Here is a 22215-nt window from a genome sequence, read left to right on the forward strand (position 1 = left end):
GCATGATCTTGGTAACGTCCGGTTCGCCGTCCGCCGGGTTCGACCAAAGACCGACGACTTGGGACGGCCTTGAGAGTTTACGAAGAAGGAAGGTTGATGATGATGGATTCCCAATCACAGGTGCGTCGTATCGGGTTCTCGTCTCGCCGGTTCGTGCTTTTCCTCGGGTTGGCGTCGGCCCTGTGGGCCGCTGCGCCCGCTGGGGCGCAGGACGGTGCCGCGGATCAGGACAAGGCGGTGGCCGACATTCAGAAGCTGGGTGGGAAGGTCGACCGCGACGACAAGGCGCCGGGCAAGCCTGTGACCAACGTGAGCCTCGCGATCACCAAGGTGAGCGACGCTGATCTGGTCGTTCTCGAGAAGCTCGACAAGCTCACGAGGCTGTCGCTCGTCGGCACGCCCGTCACCGACGCCGGCCTTGAGCACCTCAAGGGGCTGACCGAACTCAAGAAACTCTACCTGGTCGACACCAAGGTGACCGATGCCGGCCTGGCGCACCTCAAGGGCTTGAAGAACCTCGAAGTGCTCAGCCTGGTGGGAACTCAGGTGGGCGACGCGGGGGTGGACTCGCTGAAGGATTTGTCAAACCTCCAGTCCCTCTTCCTGTTGGGGTCGAAGGTCACCGACGAGGGAACGAAGAAGGCCGTCGAGGCCCTGCCCAAGACCAAGATCGACCTCGCGGCCAAGATGGCCGAAGAGGCGGCCAGGAAGAAGGCCGAGGAAGAGAAGAAGGCCGAGGAAGAGGCCAAGAAGAAGGCCGAAGAGGCCAAGAAGAAGGCCGACGAAGCGAAGAAGGCCGTCGAGGCCAAGGTCAAGGCCGAGGAAGAGGCCAAGAAGAAGGGCGAGGAAGCGAAGAAGGCCGAAGAGGCCAAGGTGAAGGCCGATCAAGAGGCCAAGGTGAAGGGGGACGAGGCGAAGAAGGCCGTCGAGGCCAAAGTGAAGGCCGAGGAAGAGGCTAAGAAGAAGGGCGAAGAAGCGAGCAAGGCCGAAGAGGCGAGCAAGAAAGCCGACGAAGAGGCGAAGAAGGCCGAAGTGAAGAAGCCCGAAGAAAAGAAGGCTGAAGAAAAGAAGCCCGAAGAGCAGAAGGCTGAAGAGAAGAAGCCCGAGGAGAAGAAGGCCGAAGAGAAGAAATAAGCGGTCGGACGCGGTTCACCTGGGCGGCTGGGGGCTCGCCTTCGAGACCCCAGCCGCCCGTTCAGGCCCATTCAAGGGGAACCGTGTCGTAGGGCCTCGATGCCGTCGTTCCGTGGTTCCACGCCTGTTGAGGCGTCGTCATTCATGAGTGGCCAGGAGACGCGGATGTTCGGCTTCTTCAAGCAAAAACGGCGTGAGCAACTCCGCGAGGCGCCGTTCCCGGCCGATTGGCTCGAGATCATCGAGCGCAACATGCCGCTCTACCGCAGGCTGTCCGAGCCGGACCGAAGCGAGTTGCAGGGACATATCCAGGTTTTTCTGAGTGAGAAGCATTTCGAGGGCTGCGGTGGCCTCGAGATGACCGAGGAGATCAAGCTGACGATTGCCGCGCAGGCCTGCCTGCTCCTGCTCCATCGCGAGACGGACTATTATAAGCGACTGATCACGATCTTGGTCTACCCCCGCGCTTATGTGGCCAAGGGGGTCGAGTCGCTGGGGGGCGGGGTCTTGCTCGAAGGGCCCCAAGCTCGGCTGGGGGAAGCCTGGACGGACGGCGTCGTGGTCCTCTCCTGGGACGATGTCCTGAGCGGTGCGGCCGACATCCGGGACGGGCAGAATGTCGTTCTCCATGAGTTCGCCCACCAGCTCGATCAGGAAGACGGCGTGGCCGACGGCGCCCCGATCCTCGAGCATCGTAGCTCTTACGTGGCCTGGGCTCGCGTTCTCGGGTCCGAATATGAGCAGCTTCGCGCGGACGAACAGCAGCAACGGAAAACCGTCCTCGATACCTATGGAGCGACCAATCCGGCCGAATTCTTCGCGGTCGCGACCGAGTGCTTCTTCGAGAAGCCGGTTCAGCTCCGGAAAAAACATCCGGCGCTCTACGAAGAGCTGAAGGAATACTACCGCCAGGATCCCGAGCAACGGCTCGCGGCCGTCGAGCCCGAAGGCCCCTAACCCCCCTTCTGGTGCTCACGATCAGCGCTCGCTCTTCTCCACGAGTGGCGGGAGGTCCAAGGCCCTGGACCTCTTTCAGACGTGCGTTATCATCGAATAAGGTGAACATTCGGACGCTCTTTGAGCACGGGCGGAAGCCGCTTTTTTGGGGATGGGGGATCGGGACTCCTCGACTCCGCGGAACAACCTGGAAAAACATGGCCTATCATGGAGTGTGACGAGCGTTCCGTGGTCCTCGGGAGCAACCAAGGCTGCTCGCCGATCACGGAACAATCGCAACTCATTGGTTACTCATGGCTATTGATTTCGATTCCAGCCGTTCTGGGGAGAGTCACCTTGCGTTTCCGACTCGATGACGAAGGTAATACCTGGCTCCCAAAGTTGTCTCACGCCAAGCCGGACCGGGAGACGCTGACCCACAAGCAGCGGGTCGAGTTCCTCAAGCTCTTGCACGACGGCTTGGGCTGTACGATGGCCTGTGCTCGGCTCGGGATCGGCGTTCGTGAGATGAAGCAAGCGATCGCGGCCAGCGCGGGCTTCCGCCGCGCGGTCAGGCAGATCGAATTGGTTCGTGCTGAACGTATGTTTGCACTTCTCTATGATGCTGCGCTCAACGGCGACATGAAAGCCGCGCAGTTCCTCCTGGCCCGCCACGACCGCAAGGTCGAACAACGCAAGGCCCGGCGCGACACCTCGTCCTGATCGATCCTGACGAGCCGGAATCGAATCGAATCGAGTCGAATGGCATGGTGATGCGCCTGCCCGCTCCGGAGCCGGGGCTTCAGCGCTCGTTGTCGTTGCACCGTGGAGCCAACAATCTCAGGGTTGTTGGTGAATGATCATCCGTCAATGACCGTCGGCCATTCTCCCTGGGCCGAAGCCAGAAACCGGATGGGGCGTGAGGCTCGACCCGGCCGGCACTTGAACCTCGTTCAAGAAGGCTGCCGCCGTCTGGTCGCCCGAACTCCAGGGGGCGATGACTCGAAGCATGAACTGGAAGTGGACCACGCTTCCCGCGACCACGAAAACGTGGAAGATCTCGTGCGGGCCGATGACTCCCGGCCAGAGGATCGGCCAACCGACCACGTTGATGATCGCGCCCACGCTGTAGAAGGCACCACCGACCAGGATCGGACGGAGCAGGCGAAACGACAGATTCCGGGCGAGTTCGATGTAGCAGAGGATCGATCCCCAGCCCATCAGCAGATAGAGCCCGGTCGGCAGCCACTTCGGTAGGTTGGCACACGCGAGGTGGAGCGTGATCCCGAGGAACGCTGAAAGCCAGGCGAAGGCCAGGGTGCCGAATCGCCAAGGGCCACGCATCAGGGTCCAGGCGATCGGGGTGTAAGTCCCCGCGATCAGCAGGTAGATCCCGATGTGGTCAAAGAGCAGGTAGGACGAAAGCGCGTCGCCAGCCCCGTGAACGCTGTGGTAGAGCGTGCTGGCCGTGGCACACAAGGCCAGGCAAATCGTATATCCCAGCAGCATGGCCTGCCGCGTACGATGGCCGCCGGCACGGAGCCAGAGTAAGATCGATCCGGGGAACGCCAATAAGAGCCACGCTCCGTGGCTCCAGGCACTGACAGGTTCGCGTAAGTCGAAGAAATTCATGGGATCGTTTCACCCGGCCGGGGGCCGCCATGAGATCGGAACCCCACTCGCCTTCTTCGCTCGGAACTCGGTGGACCGCGCCCATTCCGTACGACCGCGTCTCGCATTCCATCCTAAGCAAATCCGATTCCTTTCGGGGAAGCATTTTGCTCAAGGTGGCCGCTCATCGAGCGTTGACCGTCATTCGCTCGCGTTCGAGCTCGAAGACTTGCTGGGCGGGGATATCGATTGGTTCGGCTTGGATCGTACGTGTCCTTGAGCGAATCGTGCGAGCGGCCGAGGGGAGTCGGGACGAGCGTCTCAGGAAAGTTGGGGCCGGAGGGTGGAGTTGGGGCCGGTCGACAACGGAGGATTACTGATGGATGCCAAGGAGCTTCGCGCCGCGCAGGCGCCATTGAAAGCCCGCTATCGTGACGAACCCGCCACGGCGCGAGTTACTTTGAGCGCCCGGGGAACCCTGGATGGGTCGGGGCTCACCTGCCGGCTGGACAGTGCTCGGGGGCGGGTTGAGGCCGGCCTGCACCCGGCGACCGGTGGTGATGGGCTGGCGCTCTGCTCAGGCGACATGTTGCTGGAGTCGCTGGTCGCCTGCGCGGGGGTGACCTTGCGTGCGGTGGCCACCGCCCTGGAAGTGACCATCCGCGGGGGCACCGTGAGCGCCCAGGGCGATCTCGACTTTCGAGGCACCCTGGCCGTCGATAAACAGGTGCCCGTTGGTCTCCAGGACATCCGGCTCGAGTTTGAGCTTGAGACCGACGCGACGGCGGAGCAGTTGGAAACGCTTTTGAAGCTGACCGAACGCTATTGTGTGGTCTATCAGACTTTGAAAAACCCGCCTGCCCTGTCCGTCTCCCACCACCGCGTCGTTCTCGACTGACGTCGCCTCGCGACGAAATCAGAGGATCCATCACTTGGTCTGATCATTCGGGAGGGGAGGAAGGCCTTCGAGTGCCGCGCGGACGACCGGGAGCTCCTTGGTCTCCCGCGTGATCGCGCGGACGATGCCGTCAGGGCCGATCACGACGGTCGTGGGCAAGCGCCGGATGCCGAACGAGGCGGCCGTCAAGTCCTTGGGATCGAGCAGGACGGGGACGGGGAGCCGGAGCTTCGAGGACGCGAGGGCCTTCCGCGCGTCCTCGGCGTCCTCGCCCACGCTGACCGTGTACAGGGCCACTCCGCGTTCCTTGCATTGGGGGGCGAGCTCGGCCAAGGGGGGAAGGACTGCCAGGGAGTCACTCGACCAACTCGCCCAGAAGACGAGGACGACCGGCTGGCCCTTGAGGCTGGCGAGGTTGACCTCGTTGCCGTCGAGCACCTTGAGAGCGGTCGCCGGCGCGGGCTTGCCGACGAGTTCGGCCGACTCCTGGTAAAAGAGGGTCTCGAACACGTCCTCGACACGCCTGGCCTCTGCAGGCACCTCCGCGCGAAAGACTTGATCCGGAATCGGCTGGTCGATCGTCCAGGCGTAGCGGGCCTCGCGGACCACCGTGCTCTCCTTACCGCCGCTGAGCGGTGTCACCCGGGTCGAGGTCATTTTTCGCTCGAGCGGTTGGTCCTTGGGGCCGATCCAGAGGTCGAGGACTGCGCCATGCCAGTCGACGCGAAAGTGTTCCGTGGCGATGCCGTCGACCTCCTCGGGGCCGACGAGCTTCGCTTCGGTGGTCTCGCGGAGAATATGGTCGCGCATGTCGTGCCGGGTGAGGATCTCCAGGCCCGACCCTTCGAGGACCTTGGGGATGATCAGGGTCCGCGCGATCTGGCCGGCGGGGTTCGGCCCCTCGTACCGGGAGTAGACCTTCGGTTCGAGGTCGTAGAGTGTGACCAGCGATCGGCCGTCGCACACCGCGCGAAGTACCGGTTTTCTGACGTCGTCGACAACCGTCTCGGATTCAATTGCGACGGAGTCGGGCCGCCGGGCGGTCAGGGTGTGGGTCACGACCGTGTCGGGGGCGGCTTCGCCGGCGACGGTCGACTTGGTGATCATCTTGACCAAGACGCGGAACGTCTTGGCGTTCCTCATCACCGTTTGCGAAGCCGTCAGGACCTCGTCAAACCGCGGGTCGATCCGTTTCGCCTCGGTCAAGGGCTTGAACGGGGAATCCTCGGTCTTGGGCGTCTGGGCCAACACGACGAGGCCAAGCACGGCGAAACAAGAAGAAAACATGAATTTGCTCCGATTTGGAAAAGCCGATTCGGGGCGACGCGGGGGCTTCGCGGTCGATCAGTTCAGCATCCCTTGGAGTTGGTTGAGCATGTTGGCGAGGTCTTGGAACCGTGCGATGTTGGGCCCGATCCGCCCGCGCGCGACCGCGGCGATCCGTCGACCGATGGCGTTCGCGTAGTTCTGGGCCACGGCCATCGTCTGCACGAGTTCGCGCCGGGGTGCGCCGACCAGGACTTGCTGGTTCAAGTTGAGCAGGCTACCGCGGAGGTTACGTGCGTCGGCGACGAACTGGAACCCTCCGGGCACCGCGCCTGCATTGGCGGAGATGCCTTGAAGGAAGCCGTCGCTTTCGGCCAGGACCTGGTTGAGCAAGGCCAGGAAGGCTGGCCCCGGACGAGGACCGCCGCTTCCGGGGAGAACGGGAAAGCCGGGGTTCGCGATGACTCCGCCCCCGATCCCTGGCCTGGGGAGTCCGAGCTGGCCCGGGATGTTCAGGAGGGCGGCCACCTGATTCAGCGAGTCGAGGACGAGCGACCAGGTCTGGATCACCGGTGGCGGCGGATTGGTTTGTGCCAGGAGCGTATTGATGTCGTTGGCCACCAGGCGGAGTTGCTGGCAGGTCTGCTGCAAATCTTCGAAGCGAACCGGGGAGTTGAGCAAACCTTGGAAGTAGCGGACCTGCTCGCTCAGTGATTGCGCCGAGTCGGCCAGCGGCCGGAACGTGTTCTGGACGAAGCGGGAATAATTGTTCGTCGCGATCCGGAGGTTGGCGGTCGCATCGGTCAGGCTGCGAATTGAGCACGGCAGCCCCGGGATCTGGATCGGCTGGACGCCGATCAGCGGCGGCGGCCCGCCGGGCAGTGGGCCGTAGGCGCCGATGATGTTGCGGATCTGGAAGGCGACCTTTTGGAGCCGGTCGACCGACGCGGAGCTGCGGGGCGAATTTCCCCCCACGCTGCGCATGACGCTATTCAACTCGGTGAAGGCCACATCGAACTGGTTCATGGAGCCGCCGATTTGCGCCTGCCCCGCGGCGCCGAACTGGGCGTTCTGCGCGACCTGGTTGGCCGCGTTGAGCACCGCTCCCGCCCGCATTTCGAGCTGGCGGCCCTCGAACGTCCCGTAGAGTTCATAGCGGAGGTTGTCGAGCAGTTGCTGGGCCTCGGTGGCCAGGGAGTTGGCCAGCGACGGCAACCGTTGCGGACTGACCGCGCCGGCGGGCGGATAGAATTGGTTGTCGTCGGGGTTGTACGGGGCGCTATAATTCGGGGTGTTCGGCGGCGGATACGGGTTCCCGAATTGTCCGAGGGAGGGCCGAGAAACCAGAAGGACCAGGAATGGACACCATCCAACGATGAGCACTCGCGTTTTCATGTTTTGGGTCCTCGGCGACCGCCAAAGGAAGTTGCGTCCGGCCCGTGGGGCGTACGGCTTGGGGCGCGGGAGTCCGAAGTGATCCCTTGGGCACTCCTTTGTAACGGTTCGCTCACGCGCGAGCCGTCGCGAATCCGAAGCGGTTGGGATTCCGTCGTGGCCGCCTGCTGACAAATCCGGCCGGGATCGGCTAGAGTTGAACAGGTTGATACGGATGTTTCAATGATGACGGCTCTGATCATGGCCTGATTTCTTCCGAGAGGCGTGGACTGGGATCGAGCCGTTGCGGATTTCAATCGGGTGCGCGATCGGCGACGATCGACGACTCGACGGGACCAGACCTTGATATCCAACCTTGCTCGCCCACCCCACTCGGCCGCCGTTGACGGGGTCAGTCGACCACGGATCAAAACAACCGGAGAGACCTGCGCCTGCGGTATGGCCGGGGGGGCGGTCGGGCTTTTCTCATGAATGTGACTATTCCGTGTGCCCACTGCGGGCGACCGCTGAAGGCTCCTCAGCAGATGGCCGGTCGACCGGTCCAGTGCCCAAGTTGCAGTGGTCGGTTTGTGCTCCCCGAGAACCTCGGGCGGTCCGCCCCCACGCGAGGGCCGGGTTCGTCGTTGTCCGCCCATTCGATGCCGACCCATGATGATATGCTGAGCCGTTCGATGCTGGTGCCGGCTCCCGGCGCGGGGGGTGGGGCGCCGGCCGGCCTGATCTGTCGCCTTGCGCCCGATTCGCTCCGCTGGCTCGAAGTGACCGAGCACCTGGGCGCGTTCCTCGGTCAGACTCTGGGCGAACTCCGCAAGCGGAGCTTTCTGGAGTTTCTCCACCACGACGATCAGGCCCTGGCCGAAGATGAGTTTCGCCAGGCGCTCGAGCATGGGGAACGACACGACTTCGTGCTGAGAGTCCGAGGCGCCTCGGGCGAGTGGCACTATATGCGGGTCCACACCCAGGCCCGCTACGAGCGGAACGGCCGGGTCCACCACATCCGCTGCAACCTGAAGGATGTCACCGACCGGATTCGCGCCGAGCAGGAACTGCGGAGACGGACCGAGCAGTTGACCGACGCCAACCAGCGGCTCCGTCAGGCCAATGAGAAGCTCAAGGAAGCGCAGAGCCAGCTCATCCATTCCGAGAAGCTCGCCTCGTTGGGCACGCTCGCGGCGGGCATGGCGCACGAGATCAACAATCCGCTGGCGTTCGCTTCCAGCAACGTCGAGGTGCTCGAACGCGAGTTGGGCACGATCTTGACGCTCCTCGGCCGCTATCGGTCGGGCTGGGACCTCTTGCAGCAGGCCAACCCCGAGCTGGCCGCCGAGATCGCTCAGCTCGAAGAGCAGGTCGACATGCCCTATCTTCAGGAGAACCTGCTGAGCATGGCCCAATCGACCCGCAAGGGGTTGAAACGGGTCGCCCAGACCGTTCAAAACCTGCGTGGATTTGCCCAGCTCGATCGGGCTGAGATCGGTGAAATCGACGTCAACCTGGCGATCGATCAGAGCCTGAGCATGCTCGGCGACCTGTTGAACCGCAACCAGATCGAGGTGGTCCGCCGCTTCGCCGATCTCCCCCTGCTCGAATGTGCCCCCGCGCACATCAACCAGGTTTTCCTCAACCTCCTGATGAATGCCATGCAGGCCATCGAGGCGTCCGGCCGACCGTCCGGCCGCCTCGAGGTGATCACCGGGCGTTCGGGGGAGCTCATCCTGGTGGAGCTCATGGACGACGGCTGCGGCATCCCTCCCGAAATTCTCTCCAAAATCTTCGACCCCTTCTTCACCACCAAGCCCATCGGTCGCGGCACCGGACTCGGCCTGAGCCTCAGCCACGGCATCATCGCCGAGCATGGCGGGCGCGTCGACGTCGAGAGCGAAGTCGGCTCGGGGACCCGGTTCCGGATCCAGGTGCCGATCCGTCGTCCCGCCGGCCGCGCTAATCCTCCGAAAGACGCAAGCGCCTCGGCCCCGCCCATCATGTAGCGATCGCCCGTCCCTTTTTTTAACGACCCGCCAAAGAGCTAAGAATCCCCCTCGTTCCCACGGTCCTCCGCTATGCCTTACCCACAAGTGGGGGTCTGGCCCGGTGTCCAGCGAGGGTGATCGGCGCAAGTGCCTGAGAGTCCTCCAGTTGTGGCATCCAGCTCGGGCCACAGCCCCCTTCCGTAACCTCCGGATTGCTAACAACTTACGACTTGTGGGTAAGGCATAGCGGTCCTCCGTGGGAATGCCGTCCTCGACGCTCCGCGTCGTCTGGCCCTCGCAAGCCGAGGCCGCAGAGCGTCCCAGACTGCATTCCCACGGGGGACCGTGGGAACGAGTCGCGAGCGGCTTTCTCGCCCTGGATCGGGTCGTTGTTTTTTTGGACGGGCGAGCCTTTGAGCCCATCGCCGTTTTTTTTCGCTCGCCCGTAAGGCGAGCGGGGAGCGTGAGCTCCCTGTCTTTGTCGGTTGACGCGGAAAAGTGTTTTATTGCTTGCATGTTGATGATAAAATGTCTGTTAGTGTTTGAATGAGAATTTATTGGAGGCTGTCGCAAGGAAACCGGGCCATCTGTCTGCCCCGGAGGCCGAAATTCGCGGGAAAAACTCATTCCCACGCTCGGCGTGGGAATGTCGTTTTGGCCGCTCTGCGGCCCCACCCGCCGGGGAAGACGACGCGGAGCGTCGCGGACGGCATTCCCACGCAGAGCGTGGGAACGAGATCCCGGGATCCTTGCTACCGTCTCTTTTTTCGCCCGCCCGCATGGCGAACGTGGGTCATTGTCGCTTGGCGTTGGAATCGGTCCGAAGACAGGGAGCTGACGCTCCCCGCTCGCCTTTCGGGCGAGCGTTTGCTTGTGCCGGGTTCGTTTTTTTCAACGGGGCCAAGAAAAATCGCCAACCAGGCGATGAAATCGAAATGCCAGCCTCTTGAATACCCCAGGACGTTCTTGTAAAAGAGTTCCACTTGCCCTTGGCGGTTGCTGTTACGGCTACCGTTGAGGGAGGGCTTTGGGGTCTGGAAGACCAGGTCTAGCTCGGTGCTCTGCACCAGGGCGGCGTTGCGCCGCTCGAGCGTTTGGGGGTTCATGCGTCACAACGAAGGCTGTTTCAGACTCGCTATCGTCCGGAGGGCCTCGTAGTTCTTCGCGGGTCTGGATCAACCTCGCCGGTCGTGGTTCCGCGAAGAACTACGAGGCCCTCCGGACGGCGAGTCAGAGAGCCTTCGATGTTCCAGGTCTAGTGGTAGACGATCTTCCAGACCTCTGAGAGCGGGCTGTCTCGATCCCTTTCGAGCAGCCCGCTTTCTTCTCGTGGTCGTGGCGATTGGGAAATGAGCCTCATATCAGTCCGTGAGGTTGGCCTTGCCTGATTGGAGGTAAGGTCAAGGGGCAACAAGAGGCGGCTTCCCGATCATCTCCTACCTCCAGCGGGATTGGGCGACCGTGTCGATTCCCTTACGCTTGGCCGACGTGAGACTCGCCTGGGAGACCCAGGATCCCGACCTCGTCCGGCTCGTCGAGCGCCTGGCGGAGCAGTCGGACGACGACGACTCGGAAACGCCCGTTCGCGACGGGGCACCGACCTTCGCCAAGTTTCTGGCGGAGATTCGCGGCAAGCCGTTTCGACGCAAGCCGCGGGTAGAGCAGGCGCACTACCGCGTCGAACAGGTCAAGGCGCTGGAGGCGGCGGACGCCGAGGTCCCCTTGCCCGACCGGCTTCGCCTGCACGAGGTGATCGACTCGCTCTGGCGCGACGACGGCCCCTACGCTCGCTCCTGCTTGCTGGCGATCATCGCCCGGGTGAAGCTCACTTACGGCCCTTGGCGGGCCCTGAAGCGGATCTTCAAAGAAGCCGAGGCTCGAGGCGATACCGAGGTCCTCGGCGCTCTGGCCGCGCGGTTCGATGCCGCCTACGCCAACCGCGACTACGAGGTCAGTCGCGACACGCTCATCTACCTCTGCCGCCGGGCCTGGCGGTACCTCAGGCGGACGGCGGTCACCCTCCCAGCCTGCTATGCCGACCTCGCCGGGGAAGTCCTCGCCTGGTATCCCGAGAGGACCAATTGGTCGGAGACCTGGGTTGCCAACCAGATCTTTCATCACGAGAGCGGCAAGTACAACCGGAGCAAGTTTTCCCTCTCCACCCGATCCGCGGATTTCTTGAAGGAGCGAGCATTCGCCGATCTCTGGAAGCGAACGCCACGCCCTTTGTTTAGCCTGCTGGAACGGGCGCGGAGCGATCGAGTCCGTGAGTTTGCGGCCGGCGCATTGAAGGCCGATTTTCGGGCCTCGATCCGCGAGATCGAACCCGGGTGGGTGGCGCGTCTGGTCGACGTCGAGAGCCGGTCGATCGACGAGTTCGTGGTCTGGATCCTCAACAACGTGCCTCGGTTCGAGCAGGCCGCGTTTCGCACGCTCGGCCTCCACGACGCGGTGCTCAGGCTGTTCGACTCCCCCTCGCCCGAGGCCCGTGGCTACGCGGCCAACTACGCCCGGACCCATGCGCGGGACCTCCCGGTCGCGGAGCTCGTTCGCCTGGCCAACAACAATCATGTGGCCGTCCGAGGTCTTGCCGGCGACCTGCTGCTGGCACGCGATCCGCGCAAGGAGGTCGGGCTGGACGCCTGGGGGCAGCTCCTCGAAACGAGCTACGGCTACGAACTGGCCGGGACCGTGCTTCGCAAACATTTTGGAGGCCGCGAGCTGACTCCCGAATGGTTCAAGGAACGCCTCTTCTCGCCGAGCCGGCAGTCGTTCCTGTTCGCCCAGGAACGACTCCCCGAAGTTCATCCGTATCAGAAGCTCGGAGTCCCCTTCTTTCGAGGGATGATCGAGGAGATCGAGCACCGGCCTACGTCGACCTTGCGCGCGGTCGCCTACGCGATGAGCCAGCTTGCGCGGTTTGATTTGAATGAGCTCGACCCCCTCTTTCTCCAATGGCTGATCGTCCACCCGTTCACGAGCCGCACGGTGGCCGATTGGATCGACGCGGGAACGCTCAAGGCGAGCACCCTGCCGCTCGATTTTCTGAAGACCGTTGCGTTCCACCCGTCCTGGGAGGCCGACCCCTGGGTCGTCGCGCTCAAGCGGCAACACGACTGGGCCCGAACCCTCGAGTTCAACGAGGAGCTGGCCGACCGGGTGCTGAGCTGGCTCCGGGACGTCCGGCGGTTCTCGCCGGCGGATCTCGGTTTTGACTGGCTGTTCAAACTGGTGGTGCGGAGCGAGCCGCGATACCACAACTTTGCCGTCGAGACGATGATTCGCGGGTTCGTCCCGGCCGACTTCGCCCTGGAAAGTGCGGCGGCACCGACAACAGCACCGGCCCAGGCGAGCGAACCGGTGGCCGTCGACTTGAAGGGGGCCTCGTTTCTGTTCACGGGGAAGATGGCGACGATGCCTCGCAACGAGGCGGAGGCCAAGGTCCGCCAAGCCGGAGGCGCGGTCGCGTCCGGGGTCACGGCGAAGCTGTATTACCTCGTCATCGGCGACGAGGGGTCACCGCTCTACGGGAGCGGTAAGAAGGGGTCGAAACAGCTCAAGGCCGAGGATCTCAACAACGCCGGCGCAAACATCAAGGTGATTTCCGAAACGGCTTTCTTGAAGATGATGGCCGGTGAGCAACAGACGTTCTCCGCCGACACGACCCTCGCCGGTTGCGAGCGGCTCTGGGACATGGCGACCGCGCCGGGGCCCGGCGATGCCCCGCTCGCTCAGTTTGCTATCAAGTATCTCAGACGTCATCATTCCGACATTGCCCTGGCGGAGACGGACCGGCCGGTCGACCCCGGGGCGGAGATCCCGGCCGCCTTTTTGACGCTCGACCGGTTGCAGCCGCTCTTTTCCGAGAGTCGCAAGCCGCTCCGTGAGTTCGCCCTGGAGGTGGCCAACTGGGATTTCGCCCGCTGGTCGCCGTCGATCGAAGCGTTGATCAGCCTGGCGGAGGTCCCCTACCCCGAGGTTCGCCAGTTCGTGGCGAGGGCGCTGCTGGCCGACGAGGCGCCGGAGAACCGCCGGTTCCGGGTCCCTCCCGAAGTTTTGACCCCCTCCGCGGTCTACAGCTTCTGTGAGTCAGCCGACGAATCGACGCGTGATCTCGGCATGCAACTGATTGCGCGATCGCCCCGGCTCCGGCTCCCCGAGGAGTTGTTCCGGCTGACGGAGAGCCCCGACCGCAAGATTCGTGCCTTCGTGATCCGGGCGCTCTGGTCGCTCTATCGCGATCGGGGGATTACCGAGGGGTGGAAGCCGGTCGTCCCGGCGCAGTCGACCGTGGGCCTCGCGGCAAAGAAGGCGGCCGCCAGCCTGGCCGAGTCCCGGGGCCATGGGGCTCCGGCCCGGCCCGAGAACTTGCCCTCGGTGCCGCTGAACCTCTGGAAGTTCCTCAGACGCACCCTCTTCGAGATCCCTCCCGCCCGGCCCGAGGCGGTGAAGGACCAGGAGCCGGGGGGGGCCGAGCGACTCAAGCCGCTTCCGGCCCGCAAGGCCAAGCTGGCCCTCGTCGAGGTCATGAGAGACCTGGCGCTGGAAGAGAAGGGGTTCGCCCGGGGCGTGCTGCCGCTCCTCGAAGAGTTCCTGACCTCAAGGGGGCTGAGCGAGCGGGCGGCCTGCCTGGTCGCTGTGACCCGGATCCGCCACGCTCATCCCGAACTCGCCGGTCCCGATTCCGCCCGCCGCCATGAGGAGGCCGTCTCTTGAGCCTCGAGAAATTCCTCAACTACCGGGGGGACGTGAAGGCGATCGCCGGGGTCGGCCCGACCCTCGCGTTCGTGACCGTCCATCCCGAAGGACGAGCCACCGGGGTCTACCGGCTCGACGCCGACAAGCTGAGCTTGGAGCTTGACCCGCTCCCAGGCGGCGGTGTGGTCGTGCTCGGCGATCCCGATGAGGAAACGCTCTGGGTCGGCGGGGAGGATGGGCAGGTTTACCGCGGCTCCGTGCGGGGTGGCACGCTCAAGCCGGTGGGACCAGCGCTTGGCTCGGCTCCGAAGGCGCTCGCGCTGTTGGCCGACGGCCGACTAGCCGTGCTCGTCGGTTCGCAGGTCGTCATCCTGATACGGAAGGATGGCAAGACGCTGCAAACCTTGGACCTGCCCGAGCCGGGCACGGCGCTGGCGGCCGACCCGACCGGTCGCTGGCTGGCGGCCGGAACCGCCCAGGGAACGGTCGCGGTTTTCGATGTCGAGGACAAGCCCGAGTTCTTGCTGAGCGCTTCGGAGAAGCTCCACGAGGGGGCGGTCACCGCCCTTTTGTTCGAGCCGGAGGAACTGCGGTTTCTCTCGGCCGGTGCCGACCTGAAACTGTTGTCGACGCACGCTCGAGGCAAGCTCGAACCCGAAGACAAGGGCAAAGGGGCGACCCACACCGACCGGATCAGTGGCTTGATCTGGGGACCCGGCGACCGGCTCTACTCCGGCAGTCGTGACGGCACGATCAAGAACTGGCCGCGGTCCGGGGGCGCCCGCCCCGCCACGCTCAAGGACGGCGTGGCCAAAGTGGTGGCACTCACCCTCGTGCAGGTCCACGATCGGGCGCGGTTGGTGGTGGCCTGCGACGACAACACGCTCCGGTTCTTCACCCTGGACGCGGCGGGCAAGTTCGGCGACCCGTCGCATCGGGTCGAAGGCGCGCACCGCAGGGCCCTGAACGAGCTGGCCCAGCCCGAAGCGCGGCAGCGCGAGGCGGCGATCGAGGAGCTGGCGACCTACGACGATGCCACTTCCCTGGACTTGATCTCCGCCCAGGTCGGCCAGGACGCGGATCCGGCGCTGCGGCTCCTGGCGGTTCGGAAGCTCGGCGCGTCGACGCACCCCCGCGCCGCGAAGCTCCTGGAGCCCTGGCTCGCCGCGACGGGCGAGGCGGTCCGGCTGGCGGCCCTCGAAGGGCTCCGCCGGCACATGGGGGAGACCGACCTCAGGCCGCTCGACCTCGCGCTGAAGGTGGAGAAAGCCGACGTCGGCCGCGAGGCGGTCCGGGCCTTGGAGTCGCTCGCGAAGCAGGACGATCGCGCCTTCGCTCGGCTTCTGGAGACGCTCAACGCCAACCCGGCGGAAGTGCGTCAGGCGGCCCTGGCGAGCCTTGAAACCGTTTACGACCCGACGTCGCCCGAGGCGAGCCTGGTCGCGCTCAATTCCAAGCATGCCGACGTCAGGCGACTTGCGATCGTTCGCCTGTTTCAACGCGGGCTGCTCAAGGACCAGGGGGTGCAAACCGCGCTCCGTCGCCGGGGCGAGGACGATGATCCGGAGGTCCGTCGCACGGCCTTTCTGCTCTCGCTCTCGACCCGCGAACCGTTACTCGAGGCGTTGCGCCGCCGCGATCCCGACCTCCAGCGCCAGCTTCTCGAGCTCGAAGGAGCGCCCGCCGAGGAGGAGTCGAGCGAGAAGAAAGCCAGGCCGGCGAAACCGCGAGCCAAAGCCGCGAAGACCGAAGCGACCGAGTCGGCGCTCGAGGATGACGACTTCGCCCCGCTCTTGCAGGCGACGGCGAGCCGGGCCCTGGATACGAGCCTGCGCGGGGCGCGGGGCCTGGCCCTGCTCGGCGACCCCCGCGCCTTCGGCCTGCTGCTCCAACTGAGCCGCGAGGAGGATGCGCGGGCCCGCGTCGAGGTCTGCCTCGCCATGGCCGCGCTCGACGACCCCCGCGCGATCGAGCGGCTCCGCTCGTTGCTCCACGACCGCGAGCCCGAGGTGCGCGACGCCGCCTTCTCGGCCCTGGCTCAGATCCACCAGGCCGACCCGTTGCTCGGCGCGGAGTCGGGCCTGGGATCGTCGTTTGAAGATGTGCGGCGTCGTGGCTTGCAACTGTTGATCGCCGAGATTCGCAAGGCTCCCCCCCAAGGGACGGAGGGCCCTGCCCTGGCCCACCTCGCCCGTGCCTTGAACGACAGCTTTGAATCGGTCCGCAACGAGGCGTTCAAGGCGACCTTGAACCTCCAACTGGCCGGAGGGGGGGCGTCGACACTTCGCTTCGTGGGGCGGAGCATCCATGCCGCCGTCCGTCGCGAGGTCTTGACCGAAGCGATGGCGCAGGTCAGCCAACCTTGGGGCTGGGACCTGCTCCTGGAATTCTTCAACGACCCCGACCCCACGCTCCGCGGCGATGCGTTCGAGTTCGCCACCAAGAAGACGAAGGGCCTCGAGTTCCTGGATGCCGGGCTCGGCTCGCGTCATCCCGACATCCGCAAGCGGTCGGTCGAGGCCCTGATCAAGAAACGGACCAAGGCCGCGCAGGCCTTGCTCGTTCGAGCCGTGGGGGATGAGGACCGCGACGTCCGGCTGGCCGCTCTCGAGTCTCTGGTCGTGGCTGACGCTCGGCCCGAGCTTGCCGCGGCGCTCGCCAACCCCCACGCCGACGTCCGCCTGAGGGCGGCCCGCGCCCTGGCGGGCCATGGCGATGGGGCCGCGCTCGAACCGCTCGTCGCCCTGGCGACCGAACCGGAGCCGCTGGAAGCCGAGCGGAAAGGGGATTGGGCCAAGCGGGTCGAGCTGGCCCTCGACGGGCTCGGAGCGCTCGGATCTCCCGACGCCCTGACGACGATCATCCCTCAGCTCGACAGTCCGCACGGCTCGATCCGCGCCCAAGCGGCGGCGGCCTTGGTCTGGGTGGCCCGACCGGAAACGCTCGACGCCTTGCGGCAAGCGCTTGCGCATCCGGACCCACGGGTGAAGTACAACGCGGCCTTGGGCTTGGCCTATGCGGGCGAGTCGTCGGTGACGCCGATCGTGTTCTCAACGCAGGCCCGCGAGGTTCTCGACGCCCACCAACTCCTGGCGGCCGCCTTGGCGCTCGGGGCCGCAGGGGAGGATCAACTCGTCGTCTTCCTTGATGACTCGAAGGGCGCGATCCGGTTCGAGGCGCTTCTGCTTCTGATGCTCCTGGAGTGGAAAGCACCGCGGGGGGCCGCCGCCCGGACCTTGGCCTGCCTCTCGAGCCGCACCCCGCGGGGCCGGCTCGTCGCCGCTCGAGCCTTGGAATGTCTGTCCGACCCAGCCGCCTTTCAGTCATTTGTTGTTCACTTGATCAATGACCGGGATGACGAGCCGAGCCGGACGATCGCCGAATCGACGGTCGACGCCTTGGCGGAGCTGCTGGCGTATGGCACTCCCCTGGTCCGGGCTCGGACCGTGGGCCTGCTCGCGCACCTCCGCGAGAAGGAGCAGGCGGCCTGGGACCTGTCGTGGTCGGTCCACGCGTCGCGCTTCGCCCCTGAGATCGCGGCGCTTCGAACCGAGGCCAAGACGCGCCCAGGCGTGCCGTTGGCGTACGGCCGGAGCGAACTTCAGGAGCTGGCCTTCGGCGCGTATGTGGGCCTGGTCCGCGAGCAAGGGGGTTCGTCGAACCGCAAGAAAAAAGGGAGCGGCGTTGACCCGCAGGTGATCCGGGTGCGGCAGACCGCGCTCGGTCGGCTGCTCGCCCTCGCCCAGACTGATCCGCATTTCGCCCGAGGGGCCGTTCCTGTCTTCATTCAAGCATTGGGTGATCCGAACCAGGCGGTTCGCCTCCAGGCGTTCGAGCAGTTGCAAACCCTGGGAGTGGACGCAACCCTGCTCGGCGCGGAGGCCCTGGGCGCGGGACACACCGACCTCGGGGTCAAGGGCCTCGAAGTCCTGACCCGCGGCGCGGCGGCCGCCGAAGGGCGGGCGATCCTCGAGCGAGTCATGCTCACGCGTCAGGACGAACTGGCGATCGAGGCCGCGCGGCTCCTGATCGAAGCTCAAGGACCGGTCGCCGTGGCCGGGCTGGCGCTGACGGCGGCCCACGAACCGTTACGGGAGCGCGCCGTCGCCTGGCTGGCCGCCGAGTATGAAAAGGACGAAGCCGCCCGCGTCCGCTTGCGCGAGGCCCTGAACTCGCGCTACCAGCGGGTCCGCGAAGTCGCCGCGCTCGAGCTGGCGACGAAGAAGGATCAGGCCGCCTTCCCCGCGCTGGTGCGGTTGCTGGAGCACGCCCAACAGCCAGCCCCGCAGGTCAAGATCATCCGGGCGCTCGTGACCCTGGGCAATCCGCAAGTTCCCGACGCCCTGCTCGATCGTTTGCAAACCGACCCGAGCGGCACGGCGGCGGCCGACTCCTTGATTGCGTCGGCCGGCGGGTTCCGACGTCCCGAGAATGCCGATCGCCTGCTCGCCTTGATGGAGAACGATCGCAAGCGACGCGAGCTTGCGTTTGCGGCGGTGCTCACGATCAGCGGGTTCGATCAATACATCCCCGACCCTGAGGACGAGCAGGCCGACCGTCGCTGGGAGTCGGAGCAGTACCCGCGCCATCCCGAGATCATCGCCCGCCTGCTGGACCGTTGTTCGGCCCTGGGTGAACCTCGGCTCTTGAACCGGCTCATTCCCGGGGCGCGTTGGGCGCGTGCCAAAGTCGTGGACCCGGCCTTGGCGACCCTGGTTCTGCACCCCGACGAGGCGCTGCGCCGTGGCGTGGTCGAAGCCCTGGGCTGGCGGGTCCGCAAGCGGGCAAGCGATCCCGAACTGTTGCTGAAAGTGTTGTCGCATCAAGATCCGATCACCCAGTTCTTGGCCGCGGAGGCGCTGGCCAAAGGGGGGCGGACCGAAGGCTTGAACGTCTTGCTCGCCAGTCTCGACTTCGTGAGCGACTTGACCCTTCGCCGCCGCGCGGTCAAGGCGCTGGGCGAGCTCGGCGACGAGCGGGCCCTCGACACCCTGCTGCGGCTCGCGAGCGACCCGGGGCACGCCTTGCAGGAACAGGCGGCCGAGGCCATCGGCCACCTGGGGCGGTCGTCCCAAGGTGACGAGATTTTCAAGCTCTTGGAGCGATACACCAAGGCGGAGCAGGCTCTGCTCGCCGCCAACGCGGTGCGCGGGCTCCGCTGGCTCGACACCCGGGCCGGGTGGCAAGCCGTCCGCCGCGTGGCGCTCGAAGGCGATTCGTTGCCCGTCCGCGGGACGGCCTTGGAGATGCTCGGGTTCAATGACGATCCGGCGACTCGCGACCTGCTGCTCCGCCAGCTCGCTGGCGGAGACGAAGACGGAGACGCGAACGACGTGACGCACCTGTTCAATCTGACCCTCGCCAGTGCCCGGCGTCTGTTCGGCCCCGATTCGCTCGAACCCGACTACGCGCTCTTGCGGAACCCGGAGCTCGACGACGAAGCCGAGCAGCGCAAGGCGGTGGCCCGAGTCTGCGAACGGGGCGAAGCGAGTCCGATCTTCGAGATCGTGACGAAGGCGTCGCGCGAGGTGCAAGCGTTGTTGACGACCCAACTCCTGAACCGCCCCAGTCTCCCGCTGGAGGCGGCCTGGGTCGCTCTCGAACGCCCCGAGGCGCCGGCCGTCGAGCTGGCGGCCCGGGTCCTGGGCCGGGCGGGTCAAGCGGCCAAACCGAAGGTCGCTGCCCTCGAAACGGTCCTGCCGAGGTGGCGCGACGCCTGGGAAGAGTGCCGGCGCAAGAGCGAACGCGGCGAGGACGACGCGACCGAACGACTGGCTGAGTCGCTCACCCCTTGCGTCCGGATCCTGGTCTGGGCGGCGGGCCGGCTGGGCACGGCGCGGGAGACCCTGTTGGAAATGGCCGAGGCCCGCGCCGGCGATCGCGCCTACCGGCCGATCCGGCTCGAGGCCGTGACCGCCTTGGCCGCTTGGAAACCAACGCCCGCCATTGCGGCCGCCCTGGAGCGGGCCGCGCTGGGCGACGACCCCGAGCTCCGTGGGTTTGCGGCTTCGGCCGCCGGCCGCGTGGGGGGGGATCTGGCCGCTCGTCTGGTCGGCCCGTTCCTATCGGACCGGGTGACCTTTTCTCGGGTCGTCAAGAACAAGGAGGTCGAGGCGGCAGGGCCGGCGCGGTTGGCTGCTGCTCGGATCCACGAACAAGGGGTTGTGCTTCCCTACTTGGTCGCTCAGGCCGATGTCGAAGGCCTGACTGCCGTGATGGAAGATCGAAGCTTGTCTACACCCACCCGCCTGGGGGCCGTGGAGGCGCTGGCCAAGCTGGGCCGGGAGGATGCCGAGGAGCGGCTCCGGACCCTCGGCGCGGCGGCTGATGACGATGAAGACCTGCGCAAGGCGGCCTGGCGCGGTCTTCGGCGATCGAAACGGGCTCGCGTGAAAGCCGCTGGATCCGAGGTGCGCTCATGAGTGACGAGATCCCGAGCGACGAGACCGCGACCACTCCGACCTCGGAACCGGCCGGGCCCGAGCATGTCGAGGTGCACCTCACCTATGCCGGGGCGAGTGCGCTGGTGGCTGCGGGGGAGACCGCGGAGCTGGCCCTGGCCGGCAACATCCGCCGCGCTCCCGTTCGGTTTGAGGCGACCCTCAAGGATCCGCTCCGGTTTCGCGAAGCGATGTCGGCCCTGTATGCGGTGGTCGGCAGTGACTATCGCTACGTGCCCAAGGATCGGACCGCGTACGTCGCCTTTCTGCGGATGCGCCGCGAGTCGGCCGGTCAGGGGCTCTGGCAGGCGCAACGGGCCTATTTTTCGTGGCTGTTGCGCAACGACCCGTTGGCCTACCTGATCCTCGACCCCGTGATCACGGTCCATCCCGACCAGGTTTTCTTCGAGGTCTTCAGCAAGGACGAGGGGGCCTATGCCAAGCTCGGCATCGACCGGGACGCCTTCGATCAGGCGGGGGAACCAACCCACGGCACCACCAACATCGACTTCAGCCAGGCCCTTTTTGCCGGCCTCCAGCAGTTGCGGAGCTACCGTGAGACCAGGCTGAGCCTGGGCCGGGACGGGGTGAAGGTGGCCACGGCCACGGTCGGTGAAGTGCTCGAGAAGCAGATCCGGGTCCCCGACTCCTGGCTTCGTGGCTTCCTCCAGGTGCAGTCGGCCGCGGCCCTGCCGATGGAGACGTTCTCGCTCGCGCCGATGGATCTTTATAACGTGTTGCGTCAGCTTCGGCTCCAGGCCGATCGCAAGGGGCAGCGTCGCGGCCTGCGGATCGAGCTGGTTCCTGGGGAGGCGCCCCGGCTCGTCATGGAGCCCTGGGAGCTGGTCGTCCCGTCCACAAGCGGGATTTACAAGGGGAAGGCGGCCAAGGTCGTGCGCGTCTGGGGCCGGCGGCGGCTCTCGGCCTTGCGACGGTTCCTTCCCTTCGTCGATCAGGTCGACGTCGCGCTCCTGGGCAGTGGCCTCCCGAGCTTCTGGATCCTCCGTGGTGGCGGCTTCTCGCTCACGTTGGGGCTGACCGGCTTCACGGCGGCCAACTGGTCGCAGGCGATCAGCTTCGACCTGCTCCTGCCGCGCAAGACGCAGTCGACGCCCGCGCTGGATGCGGTGCTTGGCCACCTCGAGAAGCGCTGGTCGGCGGGCGCGGGGGAACTCGCCAAGTCGACCGGCCTGAAGTGGCCCGCGCTCCTCGAAGCGGTTCAACTCGGCTGCCAGCAGGGTAAGCTGATGTATGACATTGCCGCGAATGTTTATCGGTTCCGCCCCTTGACCGATGACCCGCTCGACCTGACCCGCCTGGAGTATCGCAACCCGCGCGAGCGGATCGCCCATGACTTATTGGTTCGGCGTGGTGCGGTCAAGATCGTCACCGAGAACCGGATCCCGGCCACCGGCCTGGAGCTGACCGGCAAGGTCGTCGTCGAGGAAGACCGGCGCGAGTATCGCCCCCAGTTACTCATGGCCGATGAGGGGCAAGTGACCCGTGCGGATTGCACCTGCCCCGCCTTCCGCAAGCAGGGTTTGAAAGCCGGCCCTTGCGTCCACCTGATCGCCCTCCGACTGGCCTACGCCGAGCAAGAGGCGAGACGGCTCAAGGGGGGCGATCCGAAGCAAGCGATCACCGTCGAGACCCGGACCTACAGCCGGCGTGACCCGGCCGGCGAAGAGGTCCATCAGGTCTCGTTGGAGCGCCGACGGCTGCGGATCCGCTGGGGGCGAGCCGGGGTCCCCCCTCGTTTGCAAACCCTGACGTTCGACACTCTCGACGAAGCGCGGACCGCCTACCTCGCCCGGATCGGCGAGCTGGACGCCCGTGGCTTCCTCGACGCCACGGCGGGATGAACCCC

Annotated in this window: 11 protein-coding genes; 8 read left to right on the top strand and 3 right to left on the bottom strand. The window is 65.7% G+C overall.

Features of this window, described 5'->3' with window-relative positions; genetic code table 11:
- Nucleotides 1-96: 96 nt before the first annotated feature.
- The 3 genes from BUS42_RS27370 to BUS42_RS27380 all read left to right on the top strand — a co-directional run bounded on the left by BUS42_RS27370 (nt 97) and on the right by BUS42_RS27380 (nt 2793).
- Nucleotides 97-1134, top strand: a complete 1038-nt coding sequence (locus tag BUS42_RS27370) for a leucine-rich repeat domain-containing protein (RefSeq protein WP_074312323.1) — start codon at nt 97-99, stop codon at nt 1132-1134.
- Nucleotides 1135-1278: 144 nt separating this feature from the next.
- A complete protein-coding gene (locus BUS42_RS27375; RefSeq protein WP_254053824.1) occupies nt 1279-2091 on the top strand; it encodes a M90 family metallopeptidase in 813 nt (270 codons plus the stop codon).
- 336 nt (nt 2092-2427) lie between these two features.
- Complete coding sequence (locus BUS42_RS27380; protein ID WP_074315393.1) at nt 2428-2793, top strand: hypothetical protein; 366 nt, start codon at nt 2428-2430, stop codon at nt 2791-2793.
- A gap of 144 nt (nt 2794-2937) precedes the next feature.
- Here BUS42_RS27380 and trhA read toward each other — a convergent pair whose 3' ends face one another.
- Nucleotides 2938-3702, bottom strand: coding sequence for a PAQR family membrane homeostasis protein TrhA (gene trhA / locus BUS42_RS27385; RefSeq protein ID WP_074312327.1), 765 nt, complete (start codon nt 3700-3702; stop codon nt 2938-2940).
- Between the two features lie 358 nt (nt 3703-4060).
- On the opposite strand from trhA, the gene BUS42_RS27395 reads away from it, so the two are divergent.
- Entirely contained in the window at nt 4061-4579 is a 519-nt protein-coding gene (locus BUS42_RS27395) for an OsmC family protein (protein WP_074312331.1), read from the top strand.
- A gap of 30 nt (nt 4580-4609) precedes the next feature.
- On the opposite strand, the gene BUS42_RS27400 is transcribed toward BUS42_RS27395, so the two are convergent.
- Together BUS42_RS27400 and BUS42_RS27405 are read right to left on the bottom strand one after the other, a co-directional pair.
- Entirely contained in the window at nt 4610-5866 is a 1257-nt protein-coding gene (locus tag BUS42_RS27400; RefSeq protein ID WP_074312333.1) for a DUF2092 domain-containing protein, read from the bottom strand.
- A gap of 57 nt (nt 5867-5923) precedes the next feature.
- Nucleotides 5924-7240, bottom strand: a complete 1317-nt coding sequence (locus BUS42_RS27405; protein WP_074312335.1) for a hypothetical protein — start codon at nt 7238-7240, stop codon at nt 5924-5926.
- A 656-nt stretch (nt 7241-7896) separates the two neighbouring features.
- Between BUS42_RS27405 and BUS42_RS27410 the strand changes: the two genes are divergently transcribed.
- The 4 genes from BUS42_RS27410 to BUS42_RS27430 all read left to right on the top strand — a co-directional run bounded on the left by BUS42_RS27410 (nt 7897) and on the right by BUS42_RS27430 (nt 22210).
- The gene (locus tag BUS42_RS27410; protein ID WP_254053825.1) at nt 7897-9228 is read left to right on the top strand and encodes a sensor histidine kinase; all 1332 of its coding nucleotides are present in this window, start codon (nt 7897-7899) and stop codon (nt 9226-9228) included.
- A 1443-nt stretch (nt 9229-10671) separates the two neighbouring features.
- Nucleotides 10672-13926, top strand: coding sequence for a BRCT domain-containing protein (locus BUS42_RS27420; RefSeq protein ID WP_173878273.1), 3255 nt, complete (start codon nt 10672-10674; stop codon nt 13924-13926).
- The gene (locus tag BUS42_RS27425; RefSeq protein ID WP_074312341.1) at nt 13923-20330 is read left to right on the top strand and encodes a HEAT repeat domain-containing protein; all 6408 of its coding nucleotides are present in this window, start codon (nt 13923-13925) and stop codon (nt 20328-20330) included. Before BUS42_RS27420 ends, BUS42_RS27425 begins: the two co-directional genes overlap by 4 nt.
- Nucleotides 20327-22210: an SWIM zinc finger family protein gene (locus BUS42_RS27430; RefSeq protein WP_074312343.1), complete on the top strand. Its 1884-nt coding sequence runs from the start codon at nt 20327-20329 to the stop codon at nt 22208-22210. The genes BUS42_RS27425 and BUS42_RS27430 overlap by 4 nt, the downstream gene beginning before the upstream one ends.
- The last annotated feature ends 5 nt before the right edge of the window (nt 22211-22215 follow it).

Origin of the sequence: Singulisphaera sp. GP187 (assembly GCF_900129635.1) — a bacterium.
In the GTDB taxonomy this organism is placed as follows: domain Bacteria; phylum Planctomycetota; class Planctomycetia; order Isosphaerales; family Isosphaeraceae; genus Singulisphaera.